This is a genomic window from Novosphingobium sp. PhB57 (assembly GCF_004342985.1).
In the GTDB taxonomy this organism is placed as follows: Bacteria; Pseudomonadota; Alphaproteobacteria; order Sphingomonadales; family Sphingomonadaceae; genus Novosphingobium.
In genome coordinates this window covers 62726-77455 of record NZ_SMBO01000009.1, presented here as the reverse complement: position 1 = coordinate 77455, position 14730 = coordinate 62726, and the positions used below count along the sequence as shown (strand labels likewise).

The window sequence follows — 14730 nt, the reverse complement described above, 5'->3', positions numbered from 1 at the left end:
CGCGCATGAGCAGCCACGCGAAGTCTGCCGATCTCCTCTTGAGGCAACGGAATCCGCTATTTCTCAATGATTAGATGGCATCTTCAAAGAAGAGCACGAAGTTCTCAACGAGACGCATTTACATTCATTACGGCTCTATTTTTCAGGCCGAAATGGTTTTTGTTTCCGTCACTTGCATGGGTTCCGGTGACGCCTCGAACGAGCGATCGAGGGGCGGGCGAAGGCCTCGGCGACCGAAGTGGAGAGCTGATCCGCAGTACGCAGATCACGCGGCGCGCATAAAGGGCGCCGGCGCGGTCGCTGTCTCGACAAGGACAGCCTTTGACTAACGGACAGTGGATTTTCCGGTTCCCGATTCCGCCGATCGCGGCACCGGGCAGCGCCTTCAGTCCGAAGTCACCAGCTTGCGGGTCCGGCGATAGAGCGCATGAACCAGGACGAAGAACAGCAGCGTGCCACCGACGAGCGCCGGTCCGGCGAAGCCGTCGCCTACCAGGGCCAAAGGCGCGTCGCTGCCCGAAGCCGCAACGATCCCGGCGAAACCGACGCCCCAGAGGCTTTCGCCCACGATAAGGCCCGTCGCCGTGAGCACGCCCATGCGCTCGGCGAATTCGGGATCGCGCTGCTTCCCGGCCCAGCGGTCGTAGAAGAAGCCCAGCACCGATCCGATCACGGTCGGCAGGATCACGCTCATCGGCAGGTAGATGCCGATACCGACGCCGAGCGGCGGCAGGCGCAGGCGGCCCATGGCGCCCAGCACTTCGTCGATCACGATGAAGGCCACGCCGGCAGCAGCGCCCCAACCGATCATCGTCCAGTTGAGATTGCCGCCGAGCACGCCCTTGGCCAGGGTCGAGATCAGCGCCGCCTGCGGGGCGGGCAGCGCGTTCGGGCCGGCATTGGCCGCGCCCGCAAAGCCGAAGGCGGTGTTCAGCAGGTCCAGCACCGGCGGGATCACCAGCGACCCGAACACGACGCCGATCACCAGAGCGACCTGCTGCTTCCACGGCGTCGCGCCGATCAGCTGCCCGGTCTTGAGGTCCTGGAGATTGTCGTTCGAGATCGTCGCCACGCCGAAGACGATGCCGGTGACGATCAGGGCATAGGCCACCAGCGCCTCGGTGGTTCCGGTCGGTTGATCTCGGCCGAACAGGCCCACCAGCATGAGCGAGGCCGCCACGACCGAGAGGATGCCGATGCCCGAAACGGGCGAGTTGGACGCACCGATCAGGCCCGCCATATAACCGCAGACCGCCGCGATCAGCAGGCCGATCACCAGAATGAAGGCCAGCGCGCCGGAAATCAGCAGCATTTCGGAGCCTGCCAGCGGTCCGCTGCCGATGACGCTCCACAGCAGCACCGCGATGGGAACCAGCATGGCGAGCGTGCCGATGAAGACGATGGAGATCGGCAGGTCCTGCTCCTCTACCGCCAGCTTCTCGCCCGCCTGGCGCGCACGGCTGGCGGCAAGGGCGGAACGCACGCCGCCGATGACCGGTCCGGCGATGCGCAGCAAGGTCCAGACGGCAGCCACGCCGATCACGCCGGCGCCGAAGAAGCGGACGTTTTCGGAGAACACGGTGGAAGCCCAGACTTCCGCCCCGCCCGGCAGCGGGTTCTGCGCGGTCAGGATCGGCAGGAGCACCCACCAGCCCACCACGAGGCCGAGGAACATGGCCATGCCGACCGAAATGCCCACGAGGTGCCCCACGCCCATCAGGGCGAAGGAAAGGCCGCCGGAAATGCCGGTCGCACCGGGCCCGGCGCGGAACCAGACCGAGGCTTCCGCCACGGCAAGGCGCGTCTGGGTGAGGATCGCGAAGCCGGCGGACGCCAGCGCGTTCCACAGGAGGACGGAAAGACCCTTGGCGCTTTCCTCGGCACCTTCGCGCGATTCGGAGCCGACGCGCAGCACTTCGGCGGCGGCGTGGCCTTCGGGATAGGGCAGCGGCGTATCCAGTACCAGCGCACGGCGCAGCGGTACGGAGAACAACACACCGAGAATGCCGCCCGTCCCGGTGATCGCGGCCGTGGTCCAATAAGGGAAGCCCTGCCACCAGCCGATCATGACCAGCCCCGGCAACACGAAGATGATGGCCGCCAGCGTCCCGGCCGCACTGGCGACGGTCTGGACGATGTTGTTTTCGAAGATCGTCGAGTCCTTGAACCCGCGCAGGATCGCCATCGAGATCACGGCTGCCGGGATCGAGGTGGCGAAAGTCAGGCCAACCTTGAGGCCCAGATAGACGTTCGCCGCCGTGAAGAGCAGCGTGATCACGCCGCCGAGCAGCACCCCGCGCAGGGTCAGTTCAAGCGGCGATCCCGCGCGCGTGCTGCCAGTCTGGTTCGCCATGTTGTCCCGTTCAGCCGATCATGGGGCCCACCCGCCTTCTGCCTGGCGAGAAGGAGGCCCGATATGGAATTCTCTGCGATCTTCGGAAGTCGAAGCGGCACGCTCGCTGCCATATTGTCGCGCAGCCGTCCAGCGCGACCCGCGAACAGCGCCCGCTTTCAGGCGTCGCACGTGCCATTCGAGCAGCAAAAGCGCGGTTACCGCCACCGCCGCGCCCAGGATCATGTCGATCAGATAATGCGTGCCTTCCACCGGCGTGGACAGGAGCATCGCCCCATTCAGGGCGATCACCGGCCAGCGCAGCCCCGGAATCCGCCAGGCCGCGACGATGTAGAGCACGGCCGCGGCAGTGTGGAAACTCGGCGCCGAAACGATGCCCCGCAGATGCGCCAGGTCCACCACATGGACGCCGTGTGCCCGCAGCGCCGGGATCAGGCCGGGCTGCCAAAGCTCGCTTTCCGGCATGTAGACGATCGGCTGGTGCCACAGATGCGAGAACGGCCCCAGCGCCGGCATCAGGCTGAACACGGCCAGGGTGATGACCGCCGCCAGCCAGAAACCGGCCAGAAAGCGATAGGCCGCCTCGCGCTGTCCGGACTTTGCCGCCGACCACAGCAGCAGTGCAGGCGTGATGTAGATGCTGCGATAGGCGGTCGTCCCCAGCACCTGGAGCCAGGGATGCGCGACGACCTGGCGATAGAGCGCGAGCCAGTCGAACCCCAGCGCCTCATCGATCCGCTGCAGGGCGTCATCGGCATAACCATGCGTGAGCGCGGCGACCGGATAGCTGGCGGCCGCCCCCATCAGCGAGATCGCGGCGAACAGCGCCGCATACTCGCTGAACGCCGCACCGGCCTGCGCATGGCGCCACCGCATCCGGGGAAGGAAATGGCGGCATGCCAGCGCCAGGGCGCCCGCGAGATAGAACGGCACGTTACCCGCGCGCCAGGGGTCGATCCGCAGCCCGGCCCAGTGCAACAGCATCCCCAGAGCCACCAGGCTGAGCGCGAGGCCGACCATGAGATGGCGGCGAAGCACATCGCCCTGGCCCGATGCCGTCAGGCGCGTGGCCGGACGGACTGCCGAACGCTCCGGCAGCCTCGCCTCCACGGCGCGCGCCTCCGCTCCGTCGAGTACGGAGGGCGGCACGGGCAGAAGCGGCTGCATCAGGGTCATTGCGGTTATCCAGGGGCGCGAAGCCCACGTTTCGAAAGGATCGCGTCCAGCCCGAATTCTCCTTAAGCGGGGCTTAACTGCTATCCGGGCGGCAGATTAACTCTTCGTCATGTTCGGTTTTCCGCGAAAGGGCGGAACCTCTTCGCGACAGGGGTGTTGAGATCGGGACTGCTCAAAGAGGCAGAGACCCCGAGGGCCCAATCCCCACCCCCGACCGGGCCCCGTCACTCCATCAAGGCCGCCCCCATGCACGGTGGGCGGCCTTTCCATGTCCGGCGTGAACGGCAGGACGGGCTTTTCCGGCGATCTGGGCGGTGGGTTATGGCCGCCGACCGCTTGTTGTCGGCGCAAACCCGCTCTAGAGGCCGCGCCCGGTCCTCGCCTCTAAACAACGATGGACCGGGGGGCGGTGGCGCGCTGCGTTGCCGCCCCCTCCTCCTCGCTATCGTCTGCGGACCATGCGAAGAATACCGCGAATGTCAGAAAGAACGCGTGCCTTCGCCTTCATGGTCGGGCTCGTTCCGGGAGCGCAGCCGGTCGAGCAGATCGGGCACCAGATCGCGAAGATGGATCAGGTCGAGGCGCGATCCCACCCGCGATGCGGCAAGATCGTAAAGCCGCTGGGCATGGTCGATCAGTTCGTCGTCGGTCATCGCAGGCGCATCCTCTGTTCGGCCATCCGCGCAAGCCGCTAGTCTTCCGCCGATGCCTGCACAAGCAGGCGCCCCGCACTATCCCCTTTCACGTCGATGGATCTTGCCGCCTCCACTTGCGGCGGCGGGCGCTCAGACCCGAACGTCCAGCATCAGGTAGCCCGGATCGAAACTGCCGCGACCGGCCAGGGCGTCCCAGTTCTCCACGCGCACCCGCCCCTGCTCGAAGAGGAGGCCGCATTCCTGGCGCAAGGCGGAGACTGTGCGATTGACGTGAACGGTGGTCAGGCCCAGCGCATCGGCCATCTGGGCCTGGGTGATCGGCAGGGCGAAATCGTCCCGCGCGTCCAGCCCGTGCGCTTCCATCCGCATGCCCATCTCGCAGATCAGGTGCGCCGTGCGGGTGACGGCATCGGCCCGGCCGAGATTGGCCGTCCATTTCGCCAGGATGGAGGCATCCGTCACGGTGTCGCGCCAGAACGCCCTGGCAATCGCGGGACGGGAATCCGCAAGCCTGCGCAAGTCGCCGTGCGGAATGTGCAGCACGACCGAGGGCACCAGCGCCTGGATGCCCCAGGCAGGGAGCGGCATCGGCACCGAATGCAGATCGGCCATGTCGCCTGGAATGTGCAGCGCCGTGATCTGCCGCTTGCCGTCCGCCATCTGGTCGAACCGGGCCAGCAGGCCGTCCACCAGCAGGATCGCATGGTTCACGCCGTGGCCCGGAAGAACCAGATCCTGCCCGCGCGAGGCATGGACGCGGCGGCCGCCAAGCTGCTGCATCGCTTCCACTTCCTCGGCGGAAACCACGCTTCTCAGCTGGATACGCCTTACGAACAGAGCGACGGCATCATGACTGTGCACAGGCGTTCTCCCCGTCTGCAGGTGCGCAAATTCCATGCGGGCACAATGGATCAGTCGGCCGTAAGTTGCGTGAGATCTGCTTCCGGCCATCTCGAGCGCGCACGGCAAGGGCAGCCTCAGGATTCGTGGCCCATGATCTCGGCGTAGCGAGCCTCCGCGACGCCATAGAACGGCCCGCAATACTTCACCAGGCCCGCGCGGTCGCGGATATGCACCAGTCCGCGCTGCGCCCTGATCCAGCGCTCGGCCTCGAGGTTGTGGATGGCGTGGGTTATGCTGGCCCGGCGCACGCCGAGGATGATCGACATCGCCTCATGCGTGAGCGCAAGATCGTCGTTGCCGATGCGGTCGTGATACATCAGCAGCTTGCGCGCCAGGCGCTGCTGCACCGTGGCCCGCACGCCGGCGCTGGCGGCAAGGCTGATCTGCACGATCTGCGTCTGGATGTAACGCAGGAGGTAGCGCAGCAGCGACGGGCTCGTCTCCAGCAAAGTCTGGAATTCCCCGCGACCCAGCGAAAGCGCCTCTCCCTCGATCTGGACGCAGCTGTCCCGTTGCGGAAGCAGGGTGCAGATCGCACTGGCGCCGACGATACCCTCGCAGCCGACCACGCCGACTTCCAGCGGTATGGGAATGTCGCTGGTCTCCAGATTGGAAACCACGCCCGATTCGATGAAGTAGACCTTTTCCTGAAGTTCGCCGCGTCGCTCCAGATACTGCCGGGTGGCAAGCCACTCCCGGCGCAGCAGCGATTCGACGCGCCCGCGGTCGTCTTTCGACATGCCTAGCAACAACTTGTTGCAGGTCTTTCCCGTCTTCAATCCGCCTGTCATCGGCAGAGCCCTCCCCCTGGCCGGACCGACCAAGAGATATTCCATTTTATCAGGAAAATACAACGATCGATGCGCGCCAAGGTTCCTTGAAATGCGGCCTTCCCGACGCACCGCGCAAGTATCTGCAAAAGCACCGTATTTTTACATATACTCATTTTCGATCAGTAGAGTTACCCTTTCGGGCTACCCCAAACCACTGTACGCGGCCGTACAAAGTTTTCCTCTTTTTAAAACCGAGTGCGAACTGTAGATAAGCCCTCGCAAGAACGCCAAACGGCATACAATAATAATAAGTATACGATTATCGCCGAATGCACCGGCAAAGCGCCAGGGAATGCGCGTCCGGTCTTGCTGACTTATTGCGAGGAGGAACTGGATCGTCATGAGCATCGGCTCGAGGAGAGGGCGGACGAACCTGCGCGGATCGTCGTATGTCGCGGCACCGGCGCACCGGTCATGGTCACGCTCGGACAAGGATGGGCGTCCTTCGCTCACGCCTTCGGAATCGGCTGCCCTGCAGCAGCGGCTCTGGGCCTTGCTGGACGGAGACTAGCCGGACGCTTGAGGGCCTCGCGTCTCCGCTGGAGGCCCCGAGCACGGACGTGATGCATTCGCGACTTCGAAAGCAGCTATTGGACAGAGGATGAAGCATGATTGAGTTCTCAGGTTTCGAACAAGGCATCGATCGCGCCAGGTCCATGAGCGAACACCTCGCCTCGACCACGCGGATCGCCGCGGAACAGATGCTCGAAAACGGCCAGGAAATTCAGGCGCAGATCGTGGCCCAGGTCTCGACGGCACGCGAACGGCTGCTGACTTGCCTGGACGGAATGGCCAAGGCCGGCGATCCGGCCAGTGCATCGCAAGTCGGGGTGTCGTTCATCACCGATTCCGTGCGCGCCTATACCGAGAACATGGCGCAATGGAGCGACCTGATCCTGCGCAGCTGTCACCGCGGCCTCGATGCCGCCCAGCCGATCGCGGGCGAGCGAACCGTACCCGCCGCGTAACCGCCAGGCCCCGGCCTCTACGGGACCGATCCATCGAAATTCAAAGTGCGACCCTGACTGGGCCTCGCGCGCTGGTGCGTGCGGGGCCTCATTGTCGTGCCGAAGCGGCGCAAGCCCTGTGCGCTTCACACCTCACCCTACCCGGCGCGGCTATCGGCAATCGTTGTCAACGGTTCGTCGCAATCGCGCGACCGGGTTGGCTAACCCGATCCTATGAATAGTTCGAGCGCATCGCGGCGCCATCGAGGAAAAGGGTTCAGGGTTCGTGGAATTGTTCGGTCTTCCGCCATATGAAGGCATTGCAACGCTGGTGTTTCTGGCGCCTCCCGTGGAACTGGCGTTCCGTTCGCACCGCAACGCGAAACCCGCTTCGGTGGAATGGCTGACCCGGCAATTCGACCGTATCGCCGACGAGACCCTGCGCGCCCGTACCGCCCAGGAACTGCGCAAGCTGGTTCGCGCCACCAAGGATATCCGCCGCGCCGATTTCACCACCGCGCTTGAACGCGCCCGCGCTGCGCTGCAGTCTCCGGCCGGCGAAGAGGCAGCGCACGCCGTCAATTGACGGAACTGCCCGCGCCGGCGCGATCCTACCCCTGAGCGGCAGGCGCCTTGCGCACTTTCCCGTTTATCATGACGTGATCGAACACGATATCCTCCACGCCCTGCCCGTGGAGTTCCCCGTCGGCCAGTTGCAGAGCGAAGTTCTTCAGCAGCACGTCGCGGATTTCCGTCTGCCCCGGATTGGGCCTGATCGTGCCGAGCGCGCCGAACCGGCCGCTGATGCCGGAAAACTCCAGCCCGCGCACCCATGACATCGGCGGCGCCATGCCCTTGAGGTCGGTATACTGGCTCCAGGGCTCCACCGCCATGACCGTGCCTTCGGCATGATCCAGGCGGATGTTCCGGAAGCGGATATCCTCGTAACGCTGCGGCGTGTCGGCGCGCAGCTTGAGGCGCGCCAGCACCATCCTGCCGGTGACGCGGCAGTTCTCCATCACGACATCGCGCACGACCGTGGCCTCGCTGCCGCAGGCCAGGGCGTGATGGCCGCGCCGGAAGTGGCAGTTGCGCACGCGCAGCCCCTCCACCGGGGGACTGTCCCTGTCTTCCAGGGCATGCGGCCCCTTCGATCCCTTGGCGGCGATGCAATCGTCCGTCACCGAGAACGTGCAGCCGTCCACCGTCACTTGCCGGCAACTGTCGACATCGATGCCATCGGTGCTGGGCGCCTGGGCATAGTCGTCCGGCACTTCGAAGCGCGCATAGCGCACCAGCACATCCTCGCAGCGATAGAGGTGCAGGTTCCAGAACTGGGAATCCTTGAAGGTCACGCCTTCGACAAGGACGTTCTTCGAATTCTCGATCAGGGCCAGGCGCGCGCGCGGCAGGCCGAGGTTCGGGAATTCATCAGGAACCGGCGCGGCATTGCGCAGCTTCCAGAAGCGGTCCCAGACCGGGCGTCCCGCCCCGTCCAGCGTGCCGCTGCCGGTGATGCGCAGCCCGTGGCAGCCGTCCGCATTGATGAGCGCCGGGGTAAAGCTAGGCTCGAAATGCCCCTCGATGCGGGTGCGGCGCGGCGGGAAATTTTCCATCCGCGTGGTACAGCGCAGCACCGCTCCTTCGGCGAGATGAAGGTGGACTCTCGGCTTGAGAAACAGCGCGCCGCTGACGAAAACGCCCTTCGGCACCACCACCGTCCCGCCGCCCCGTTTGGCGAGACTGTCTATCGCCGACTGGATCGCACGGGTGTTGATGGTGACGCCATCCGCCTTTGCACCGAAGCTGACGATCGACACTGCAATGTCCGGCTCCGCCCCCGCACCGCCGGCCTGCGCCAGAAGCGGCAGCGCCAGCACGGATAACGCGAAAGTACGGCGATCGCAGTGGCTGCTGGACATTTATGCTCCCGGTTCGGGTCGAAAATCGATCCCATATGGTGTTGTCTTATTCCACCATACATGACCGCAAGCCCAAGGGAAGCCTCCGCTTCAGTCGGTGAAGGCCGCCTCCGGCACGGCATATCCGCTCTGAACCGGCGTGATCAGCCCGGACAAGTCGAAGCCTTCACGCTCGGCCGCTCCCAGGAAGTCCGCCGTCACGTCCGGCGCAAGATCGGCGGTGCGGGACAGGAGCCAGAGGTTGTCGCGATCGGGCGTGCCGACCAGCGCCACCGTATAGTCCGAGGATATCCGCAGCACCCAGTAGTCGCCCTTGGTGAAGGGGATCCAGCGCAGGAACTGGGGCAGGAAGCTGACTTTCAGGCGCGCATTGCTGCCGTCGATCGGGAAGGCCTGCCCGATCGATCGGTCCGGATTCCCGTCCTTGTCGATGCAACGGTTTTCCACCCGGACGCTGCCGTCGGGGTTGCGGGAATAAGTGGCGGTAATGTCCCGGGCTTGCGCATCCTCCCACTTGAGAGGCAAGCGGCAGATTTCGAACCATGTTCCGAGGTAGCGATCGATATCGAGCGCCGGAACGGTAGAGACTTCGCTGTCGTGGTCGGCCATGGGCTACTCCGTTTTGCGAGGAAACGAAGTGGTGCGCCGAGTTGTTCCGGCCCGCCGGAGCCGTGCTCAGCGCAATTGGCTGTCCTTGCTGCCACGCCGGTTGATGCCGGAGAAATCCGGCCGCTTGTCGCGCTGGGACTGGCAGGAAACGCATGTCCGCGCGCCGGGAAGTGCACGGCGGCGGGCGGGGGGAATGGTCTCCCCGCAGACCTCGCAATCCTCCAGCCCCTCACCCTGCGGCAATCTTGCCCGGGCGATGGAGACGGCGTCCTTGAGGCTGTCGTCGATCTGGTCCTGAACGGCGCCGTCGGGCGCCCAGCCGTTGGCCATGTGACTTTCCTTGCATCCGCCCTTCCGCCCGGTAGCGATATGGGGACGCCGGCCGGCGATTGCATCGGCTTTTCGGGAAACTGCTCTAGCTCTGGGGCTTCTGGCTGCGCAGGTAGGCGATCAGGTCCGCGCGGTCGAGCGGGTCCGGCACGCCGGGGAACTGCATCGTCGTGCCCGGAATCAGGGCAGAAGGCCCGGCGATCCAGGTGTCGAGGGTCTTCGCGTCCCAGGTTCCGCCCGCGCGCGTAAGCGCGGCGGTGTAACCGTAGCGCGTGCTGTTGGTGCCGAAACGCTTGCCGAATACCCCGAAAAGGTTGGGCCCGCCGCGGTCCATCGCGCCCTCGATCACGCTATGGCAGGCCGCGCATTGGCGGAACTTGCGCGCGCCGGAATCGGCGTCGGCCACTGTCATGAGGCGTTCGAACGAGGGATCGGGTCCGGCCGCGCGCAAGCGCTCCTCGCGCCGGTCGTCCCCGCAGCCTGACACGAGGGCGGCAGCGGCCAGCAGGACCGACAGGGCTCTTTGCCATGTCATCGCTGTCAGTCGCGGTGGAAGAACGGCGGCCGGCCGCCCAGCACGTTGCGCGCCATCTGGCCGCTGTCATGCAAGGCCAGCGCACCGCCCGGCGTCGCCTCATCCCAGAAACCGGGATCGGCATATTGGCCCAGCGCTTCCTCATATCGCCGCAGGACATCGGCCTGCACCGAAAGCATCTCGACCGCAGCACGAACCTCGGGAAAATCGTCCCCCTCGCCCGCGCGCACCATATGCGAGAGATCGGCCCGTCCCGCCGCCTCCAGATATCCCGACACGAAACTGCGCGCCATCCCGATCGCGGCGTGGCCGTAGCGGTCAGGCATCATGCTTTTCCGCCCTTGCGTTCAGGTCGGCCCAAAGCTTCTCGGTCCCGGCTTCCTGCGCCTTGTTCACGTATTGCGAGGCGACCAGCCAGCCCTTGATATATTGCAGCGGCACGATGCATCCGATCCCCAGCAGCGGGAACGAAGTCAGCAGATGGACCCAGAACGGCGGCTCGAACGCGACCTGCAGCCAGACGGCGAAGAACGTCAGCGGAAAGGCGACGATGCACAGCGAGAAGAACGCCGGGCCGTCGTCGGGTGCCGCAAAGCCGTAGTCCAATCCGCACTGGGGACAGGTATCCTGCAACTTCAGCCACTTGCGGAACATCGCGCCTTTTCCGCAGCGCGGACACAAGCCTTTCAGCCCGCAATGGAAGATCCAGCGTCCCTTGCTGGGCGGCAATGTATCCGGCTGCGTCATGGTCCGATCCGAAAAATGTCCCTGGAGTCGATATTGCATCATATGGGTTTTGTATGCATACAAAGTCAATGCAAATCACATCGCAAAAATGGTTGCCAGAGATCGACCCGGCCCTCGGGCCTGTCTACCTGGCGATATGCGCGGCCATCGGGCGCGATCTGGAGCAAGGAAGGCTCGCCCCCGGCGACCGTCTTCCCCCGCAGCGCGAATTGGCGGAAGCGCTCGGCATCGACACTGGAACGGTCACCCGCGCCTATGCCGAAGCGCGGCGGCAGGGGCTGATCGATGCCGAAGGTCGCCGCGGCAGCTTCGTGCGCAATCGGCCTGCAGGCGGCATTTCCAGCGAAGTTGCGCCTTTCGATACCGGGATGAACCTGCCCCCGGTCCCCGCTGCCGGCACTTTCGCGCGGCGCTTCGCGCAGGACCTGCAGCAGGTGCTGGACGGACCGGCTGCCGCCAATCGTCTCCAGTATCAGCCCGCAGGCGGCGCGCCCGAGGACCGGGTGGCCGGAGCGCAATGGCTCCGTGCATCGGGGATCGAGGCGAACGAGGACAATGTGGTGGTCACCAGCGGCGCGCAGACGGCGCTCCATGCCGTGGCCAGCGCCATCCTCCAGCCGGGCGACGCGGTATGCACCGGCGCTTTCGTCTATCCGGGCTGGACTGCGATCTGCCGCAGGCTGGGCATGGCCATCGTGCCCCTGACCGGCGACGAAGAGGGTATCGACCCTGACGCATTCGAACGGGCCTGCACCGCCCAGCCGATCCGCGCGCTCTATCTCGTGCCCGAGAACGACAACCCCACGACCGGCACGCTCAGCCGGCAGCGGCGCGAGCGGATCGTGGAGATCGCTCGCCGCCACGACGTTCTCCTCATCGAGGACGATCCCTACTCGCGCCTGGACAGGACCGATGTCCCCGCCCTTGCCGCGCTGGCGCCGGAGCGGACCTGGCATGTCGCCAGCCTCTCCAAGCTGATTTCGCCCGCGCTGCGGGTGGCCTACCTGCGCGCGCCGCTGCTGCGCGACGCTATGCGCCTTGCCACGGATACGCACGAGACCACGATCATGCCGCCGCCGCTCAACATGGCCGTGTGCACGCAGTGGCTGGTCGACGGCACCTGGGCCGCCCTCGTCGGCGAAGTGCGCGAGGAATGCCTGGCCCGGCAGGCCATCGTCGCTTCCACCCTGCCCGCAGGCGCCTACCGCACGGCGCCTGCGGGCTATCATCTCTGGATCCCTTTGGGGGGAGAGACTCGCGCTCACGAACTGGTGAGCGCGATGCGCCCACTCGGCATCTCGGCAGTCTCCAGCGAGCACTTCCGCGTCGATCCGGCGTGCCAGCGCCATGCCGTGCGCCTCTCGATCGGCGGCAGCGTGGACCACCCGCGCCTCCACCGCGCGCTCGAAACGGTAGACGCCCTGCTCCACCACCGCGACGGTCGGGCCAGCCCGATGGTCTGACGCCTTGCGACAAATGTCGCAGATCGCAACGCGCTAGCGATGCTGCAACTGCACATGCAATTTTGTCTATTGCGCTGCACCGCAACATGGCGCAAGAAGGACGGGCCTTTCAGGCATCCTCTCCCAAAACTTTTCAAGCCGGTCCCATGGGCCGGCTTTCTTTTTGCTGCGACTGCGTTGCGGCCGCCTCGCCATTTTTCGGCAGGGACCGGCGCCTGCTGGCAATTGTCACGGTTCGGTAACATTGGATGCCGATAGCCCGGCCATCATGACCCAAACCCGCCCCACCGCCCCTCTCGCCTATTCCCGCCGCGCCGTCATGGGAGGCGCGCTGGCCGCGGGGACGCTGTTTTCGATCGGTGCCCATGCGGCGGCCGGCCTGCCGCCGGGCCTGTTCACGCTCGGCGTAGCCTCGGGCGATCCCGAACCCGAAAGCGTGATTCTCTGGACCCGCCTCGCGCCGCAGCCCATGGCACCCGACGGCGGCATGACTTCGGCCCCGGTGGACTTGCGCTGGGAGGTTTCCGAGGATGAGCGCTTCTCGCGGATCGTGCGCTCGGGCGTGGCCCGCGCCGAGGCGCGCTGGGGCCATTCGGTCCATGTCGAGGCTGGGGGCCTGCGACCCGGCCGGGCCTATTTCTACCGCTTCATCGCCGGCGGCGACGCCAGCCCGGTGGGCCGCACGCGCACGGCCCCGGCACGCGGGGCCGCCGTTGACCGCCTGCGGCTCTGCTTCGCCTCCTGCCAGAAATACGAGGTCGGCTTCTACGCGGCCTGGCGCCATGTCGTGGAAGAAGACCCGGACCTGATCCTCTTCCTGGGCGATTACATCTACGAAGGCGCGCCCAACAAGAAGGACGCGGTTCGCCTCCACCGCAATTCCGAACCGATGGATCTTGCGGGCTATCGGGTCCGCTATGCCACCTACAAGCTCGACCCCCTGCTCCAGGCCGCCCACCACGCCGCGCCCTGGGCGCTGACCTGGGACGATCACGAGGTGGCCAACGACTATGCAGGGGCGCTGGACCAGGGCAACGGCAATCCGGCCGCATTCCTGCGCCGCCGTGCCGCCGCCTACCAAGCCTATTACGAGCACCAGCCGCTGCGGGCTCGCCCACCGCGCGGGGCGGACATGCGGCTCTATCGCACGCTCGACTGGGGAAGCCTGGCCCAGTTCCAGATCGTCGACGACCGCCAGTACCGGGGGCCGCACGCCTGCCAGCCCGAGGGCCTGATCGAGGCGCACCAGCCTTATCACAGCCGCATCGGCAATTGCGCGGACCTCTATACCCCCTACCGCACGATGCTGGGCGCGGCGCAGGAGCGTTGGCTGGACGAGCGCCTGGGCAAGAGCACTGCGCAGTGGAACCTGCTCACCCAGCAGACGCTGATGCGCCAGACGGTTCAGCATTACGAGGATGGCGCCGCGGAATACTCGGCGGACAACTGGTCCGGCTATCCTGCCGCGCGCGACCGGATCTTCCGCCGCTGGGCCGAGGCCGGAACCAGCAACCCGCTGGCTCTGGGCGGGGACATCCACGCTTTCGCCGCCGCCGACATCCACAATCCCGACCGTCCGGATGATGCGCCGATCGCCGCCGAATTCGTGGGCGGATCGATCACCTCGCTCCGGCCGGATCCGGACTTCAAGCGCCTGGCCGCCACCAACGGGCTGGCCTTCGCGGAGAACGACGTGCGCGGCTACGGCCGGATCGACATCGATGCCCGCGGGGCTGCCGTCACTTATCGCGGACTGGCGGACGCCCGGCGCGAGGATTCGGGGATTGCCGACATTGCCCGCTTCTCGCTGGAAGCCGGCAAGCCCGGCCTTCACGTGGAAAGCGTCGGGTAGCCGGCGGCTAACAGGGTTCGAGGGCTCCGGTGACGTGCGTGCCCGGCCGCAGCCGGACGGTCATGAGCGCGAGGCCGAGGCACAAGGTGGCCATCAGCCACCATGCGGGGGTCAAGTCGGCAAGGTGCTGGCGCAGCACGCCCGCGATGAGGGGCAGGAAGGCAGCCAACCAGCACGCCATCGTCAGCGGCCTCGATGCGTTTGAACAAGTGCAGCTCAGCGTGCTGCTCGCCAAATTGCTGGCGACCGCGGACTAAGCGCGCGGCGCGCAAGGGGGCAAGGATCGGGCACTATCCCGCCGCAACGTCCCTGTCCGACGGTCAGGAACTTCCAGCGCCAGAGCGCCCTGCCAGCGCGAGATGAGGGCTGCGAACATCCGGTCAGGTGCGCGGTTCCGGCATGAT

The 14730-nt window shown here is 66.0% G+C and carries 16 protein-coding genes; 4 read left to right on the top strand and 12 right to left on the bottom strand.

What is annotated here, in order from left to right; translation table 11 throughout:
* Positions 1–385 precede the first annotated feature (385 nt).
* The 5 genes from EDF58_RS21610 to EDF58_RS21595 all read right to left on the bottom strand — a co-directional run bounded on the left by EDF58_RS21610 (position 386) and on the right by EDF58_RS21595 (position 5828).
* The gene (locus EDF58_RS21610) at positions 386–2353 is read right to left on the bottom strand and encodes an oligopeptide transporter, OPT family (RefSeq protein WP_132269333.1); all 1968 of its coding nucleotides are present in this window, start codon (positions 2351–2353) and stop codon (positions 386–388) included.
* Positions 2354–2371: 18 nt separating this feature from the next.
* Positions 2372–3529, bottom strand: a complete 1158-nt coding sequence (locus EDF58_RS21605) for a phosphatase PAP2 family protein (protein ID WP_243654429.1) — start codon at positions 3527–3529, stop codon at positions 2372–2374.
* 479 nt (positions 3530–4008) lie between these two features.
* Positions 4009–4182, bottom strand: a complete 174-nt coding sequence (locus EDF58_RS25970) for a hypothetical protein (protein ID WP_165921519.1) — start codon at positions 4180–4182, stop codon at positions 4009–4011.
* Positions 4183–4314: 132 nt separating this feature from the next.
* On the bottom strand, positions 4315–5046 hold the full coding sequence (locus EDF58_RS21600) for a Crp/Fnr family transcriptional regulator (RefSeq protein WP_243654428.1): 732 nt from the start codon (positions 5044–5046) through the stop codon (positions 4315–4317).
* 116 nt (positions 5047–5162) lie between these two features.
* Positions 5163–5828 carry a Crp/Fnr family transcriptional regulator gene (locus EDF58_RS21595; protein ID WP_165921518.1) on the bottom strand — a complete coding sequence of 222 codons (666 nt, stop codon included), beginning with the start codon at positions 5826–5828 and terminating at the stop codon, positions 5163–5165.
* A 701-nt stretch (positions 5829–6529) separates the two neighbouring features.
* Here EDF58_RS21595 and EDF58_RS21590 point away from each other — a divergent pair.
* The gene (locus EDF58_RS21590) at positions 6530–6889 is read left to right on the top strand and encodes a hypothetical protein (RefSeq protein WP_165921517.1); all 360 of its coding nucleotides are present in this window, start codon (positions 6530–6532) and stop codon (positions 6887–6889) included.
* 310 nt (positions 6890–7199) lie between these two features.
* Entirely contained in the window at positions 7200–7454 is a 255-nt protein-coding gene (locus EDF58_RS21585) for a hypothetical protein (RefSeq protein WP_132269327.1), read from the top strand.
* A 25-nt stretch (positions 7455–7479) separates the two neighbouring features.
* Here EDF58_RS21585 and EDF58_RS21580 read toward each other — a convergent pair whose 3' ends face one another.
* The 6 genes from EDF58_RS21580 to EDF58_RS21555 all read right to left on the bottom strand — a co-directional run bounded on the left by EDF58_RS21580 (position 7480) and on the right by EDF58_RS21555 (position 11011).
* Positions 7480–8790, bottom strand: a complete 1311-nt coding sequence (locus tag EDF58_RS21580) for a glycosyl hydrolase family 28 protein (protein ID WP_132269326.1) — start codon at positions 8788–8790, stop codon at positions 7480–7482.
* A gap of 90 nt (positions 8791–8880) precedes the next feature.
* Positions 8881–9399 carry a lipocalin family protein gene (locus tag EDF58_RS21575; RefSeq protein WP_132269324.1) on the bottom strand — a complete coding sequence of 173 codons (519 nt, stop codon included), beginning with the start codon at positions 9397–9399 and terminating at the stop codon, positions 8881–8883.
* Between the two features lie 66 nt (positions 9400–9465).
* Positions 9466–9729 carry a DksA/TraR family C4-type zinc finger protein gene (locus tag EDF58_RS21570; RefSeq protein ID WP_132269322.1) on the bottom strand — a complete coding sequence of 88 codons (264 nt, stop codon included), beginning with the start codon at positions 9727–9729 and terminating at the stop codon, positions 9466–9468.
* An 85-nt stretch (positions 9730–9814) separates the two neighbouring features.
* Positions 9815–10264, bottom strand: coding sequence for a c-type cytochrome (locus EDF58_RS21565; protein ID WP_132269320.1), 450 nt, complete (start codon positions 10262–10264; stop codon positions 9815–9817).
* Between the two features lie 5 nt (positions 10265–10269).
* Positions 10270–10590 (bottom strand): hypothetical protein, encoded by a 321-nt coding sequence (locus EDF58_RS21560; protein WP_243654427.1) that lies wholly within the window; start codon positions 10588–10590, stop codon positions 10270–10272.
* Positions 10583–11011 (bottom strand): DUF983 domain-containing protein, encoded by a 429-nt coding sequence (locus tag EDF58_RS21555; protein WP_132269318.1) that lies wholly within the window; start codon positions 11009–11011, stop codon positions 10583–10585. Before EDF58_RS21555 ends, EDF58_RS21560 begins: the two co-directional genes overlap by 8 nt.
* Before the next feature lie 92 nt (positions 11012–11103).
* Here EDF58_RS21555 and EDF58_RS21550 point away from each other — a divergent pair, with 92 nt between their 5' ends.
* The gene (locus EDF58_RS21550; protein ID WP_243654426.1) at positions 11104–12474 is read left to right on the top strand and encodes a PLP-dependent aminotransferase family protein; all 1371 of its coding nucleotides are present in this window, start codon (positions 11104–11106) and stop codon (positions 12472–12474) included.
* A gap of 268 nt (positions 12475–12742) precedes the next feature.
* Positions 12743–14326, top strand: coding sequence for an alkaline phosphatase D family protein (locus tag EDF58_RS21545; RefSeq protein ID WP_132269314.1), 1584 nt, complete (start codon positions 12743–12745; stop codon positions 14324–14326).
* Between the two features lie 7 nt (positions 14327–14333).
* Here EDF58_RS21545 and EDF58_RS25965 read toward each other — a convergent pair whose 3' ends face one another.
* Complete coding sequence (locus EDF58_RS25965) at positions 14334–14507, bottom strand: hypothetical protein (protein WP_165921516.1); 174 nt, start codon at positions 14505–14507, stop codon at positions 14334–14336.
* Positions 14508–14730 lie beyond the last annotated feature (223 nt).

What these genes read in the sequence shown, in the direction of transcription:
- EDF58_RS21605 (WP_243654429.1), bottom strand. Translation starts at nt 3,529, where the DNA reads ATGACCCTGATGCAGCCGCTTCTGCCCGTGCCGCCCTCCGTACTCGAC.
- EDF58_RS25970 (WP_165921519.1), bottom strand. Translation starts at nt 4,182, where the DNA reads ATGACCGACGACGAACTGATCGACCATGCCCAGCGGCTTTACGATCTT.
- EDF58_RS21575 (WP_132269324.1), bottom strand. Translation starts at nt 9,399, where the DNA reads ATGGCCGACCACGACAGCGAAGTCTCTACCGTTCCGGCGCTCGATATC.
- EDF58_RS21610 (WP_132269333.1), bottom strand. Translation starts at nt 2,353, where the DNA reads ATGGCGAACCAGACTGGCAGCACGCGCGCGGGATCGCCGCTTGAACTG.
- EDF58_RS21565 (WP_132269320.1), bottom strand. Translation starts at nt 10,264, where the DNA reads ATGACATGGCAAAGAGCCCTGTCGGTCCTGCTGGCCGCTGCCGCCCTC.
- EDF58_RS21555 (WP_132269318.1), bottom strand. Translation starts at nt 11,011, where the DNA reads ATGACGCAGCCGGATACATTGCCGCCCAGCAAGGGACGCTGGATCTTC.
- EDF58_RS21595 (WP_165921518.1), bottom strand. Translation starts at nt 5,828, where the DNA reads ATGTCGAAAGACGACCGCGGGCGCGTCGAATCGCTGCTGCGCCGGGAG.
- EDF58_RS21545 (WP_132269314.1), top strand. Translation starts at nt 12,743, where the DNA reads ATGACCCAAACCCGCCCCACCGCCCCTCTCGCCTATTCCCGCCGCGCC.
- EDF58_RS25965 (WP_165921516.1), bottom strand. Translation starts at nt 14,507, where the DNA reads ATGGCGTGCTGGTTGGCTGCCTTCCTGCCCCTCATCGCGGGCGTGCTG.
- EDF58_RS21570 (WP_132269322.1), bottom strand. Translation starts at nt 9,729, where the DNA reads ATGGCCAACGGCTGGGCGCCCGACGGCGCCGTTCAGGACCAGATCGAC.
- EDF58_RS21580 (WP_132269326.1), bottom strand. Translation starts at nt 8,790, where the DNA reads ATGTCCAGCAGCCACTGCGATCGCCGTACTTTCGCGTTATCCGTGCTG.
- EDF58_RS21560 (WP_243654427.1), bottom strand. Translation starts at nt 10,590, where the DNA reads ATGCCTGACCGCTACGGCCACGCCGCGATCGGGATGGCGCGCAGTTTC.
- EDF58_RS21590 (WP_165921517.1), top strand. Translation starts at nt 6,530, where the DNA reads ATGATTGAGTTCTCAGGTTTCGAACAAGGCATCGATCGCGCCAGGTCC.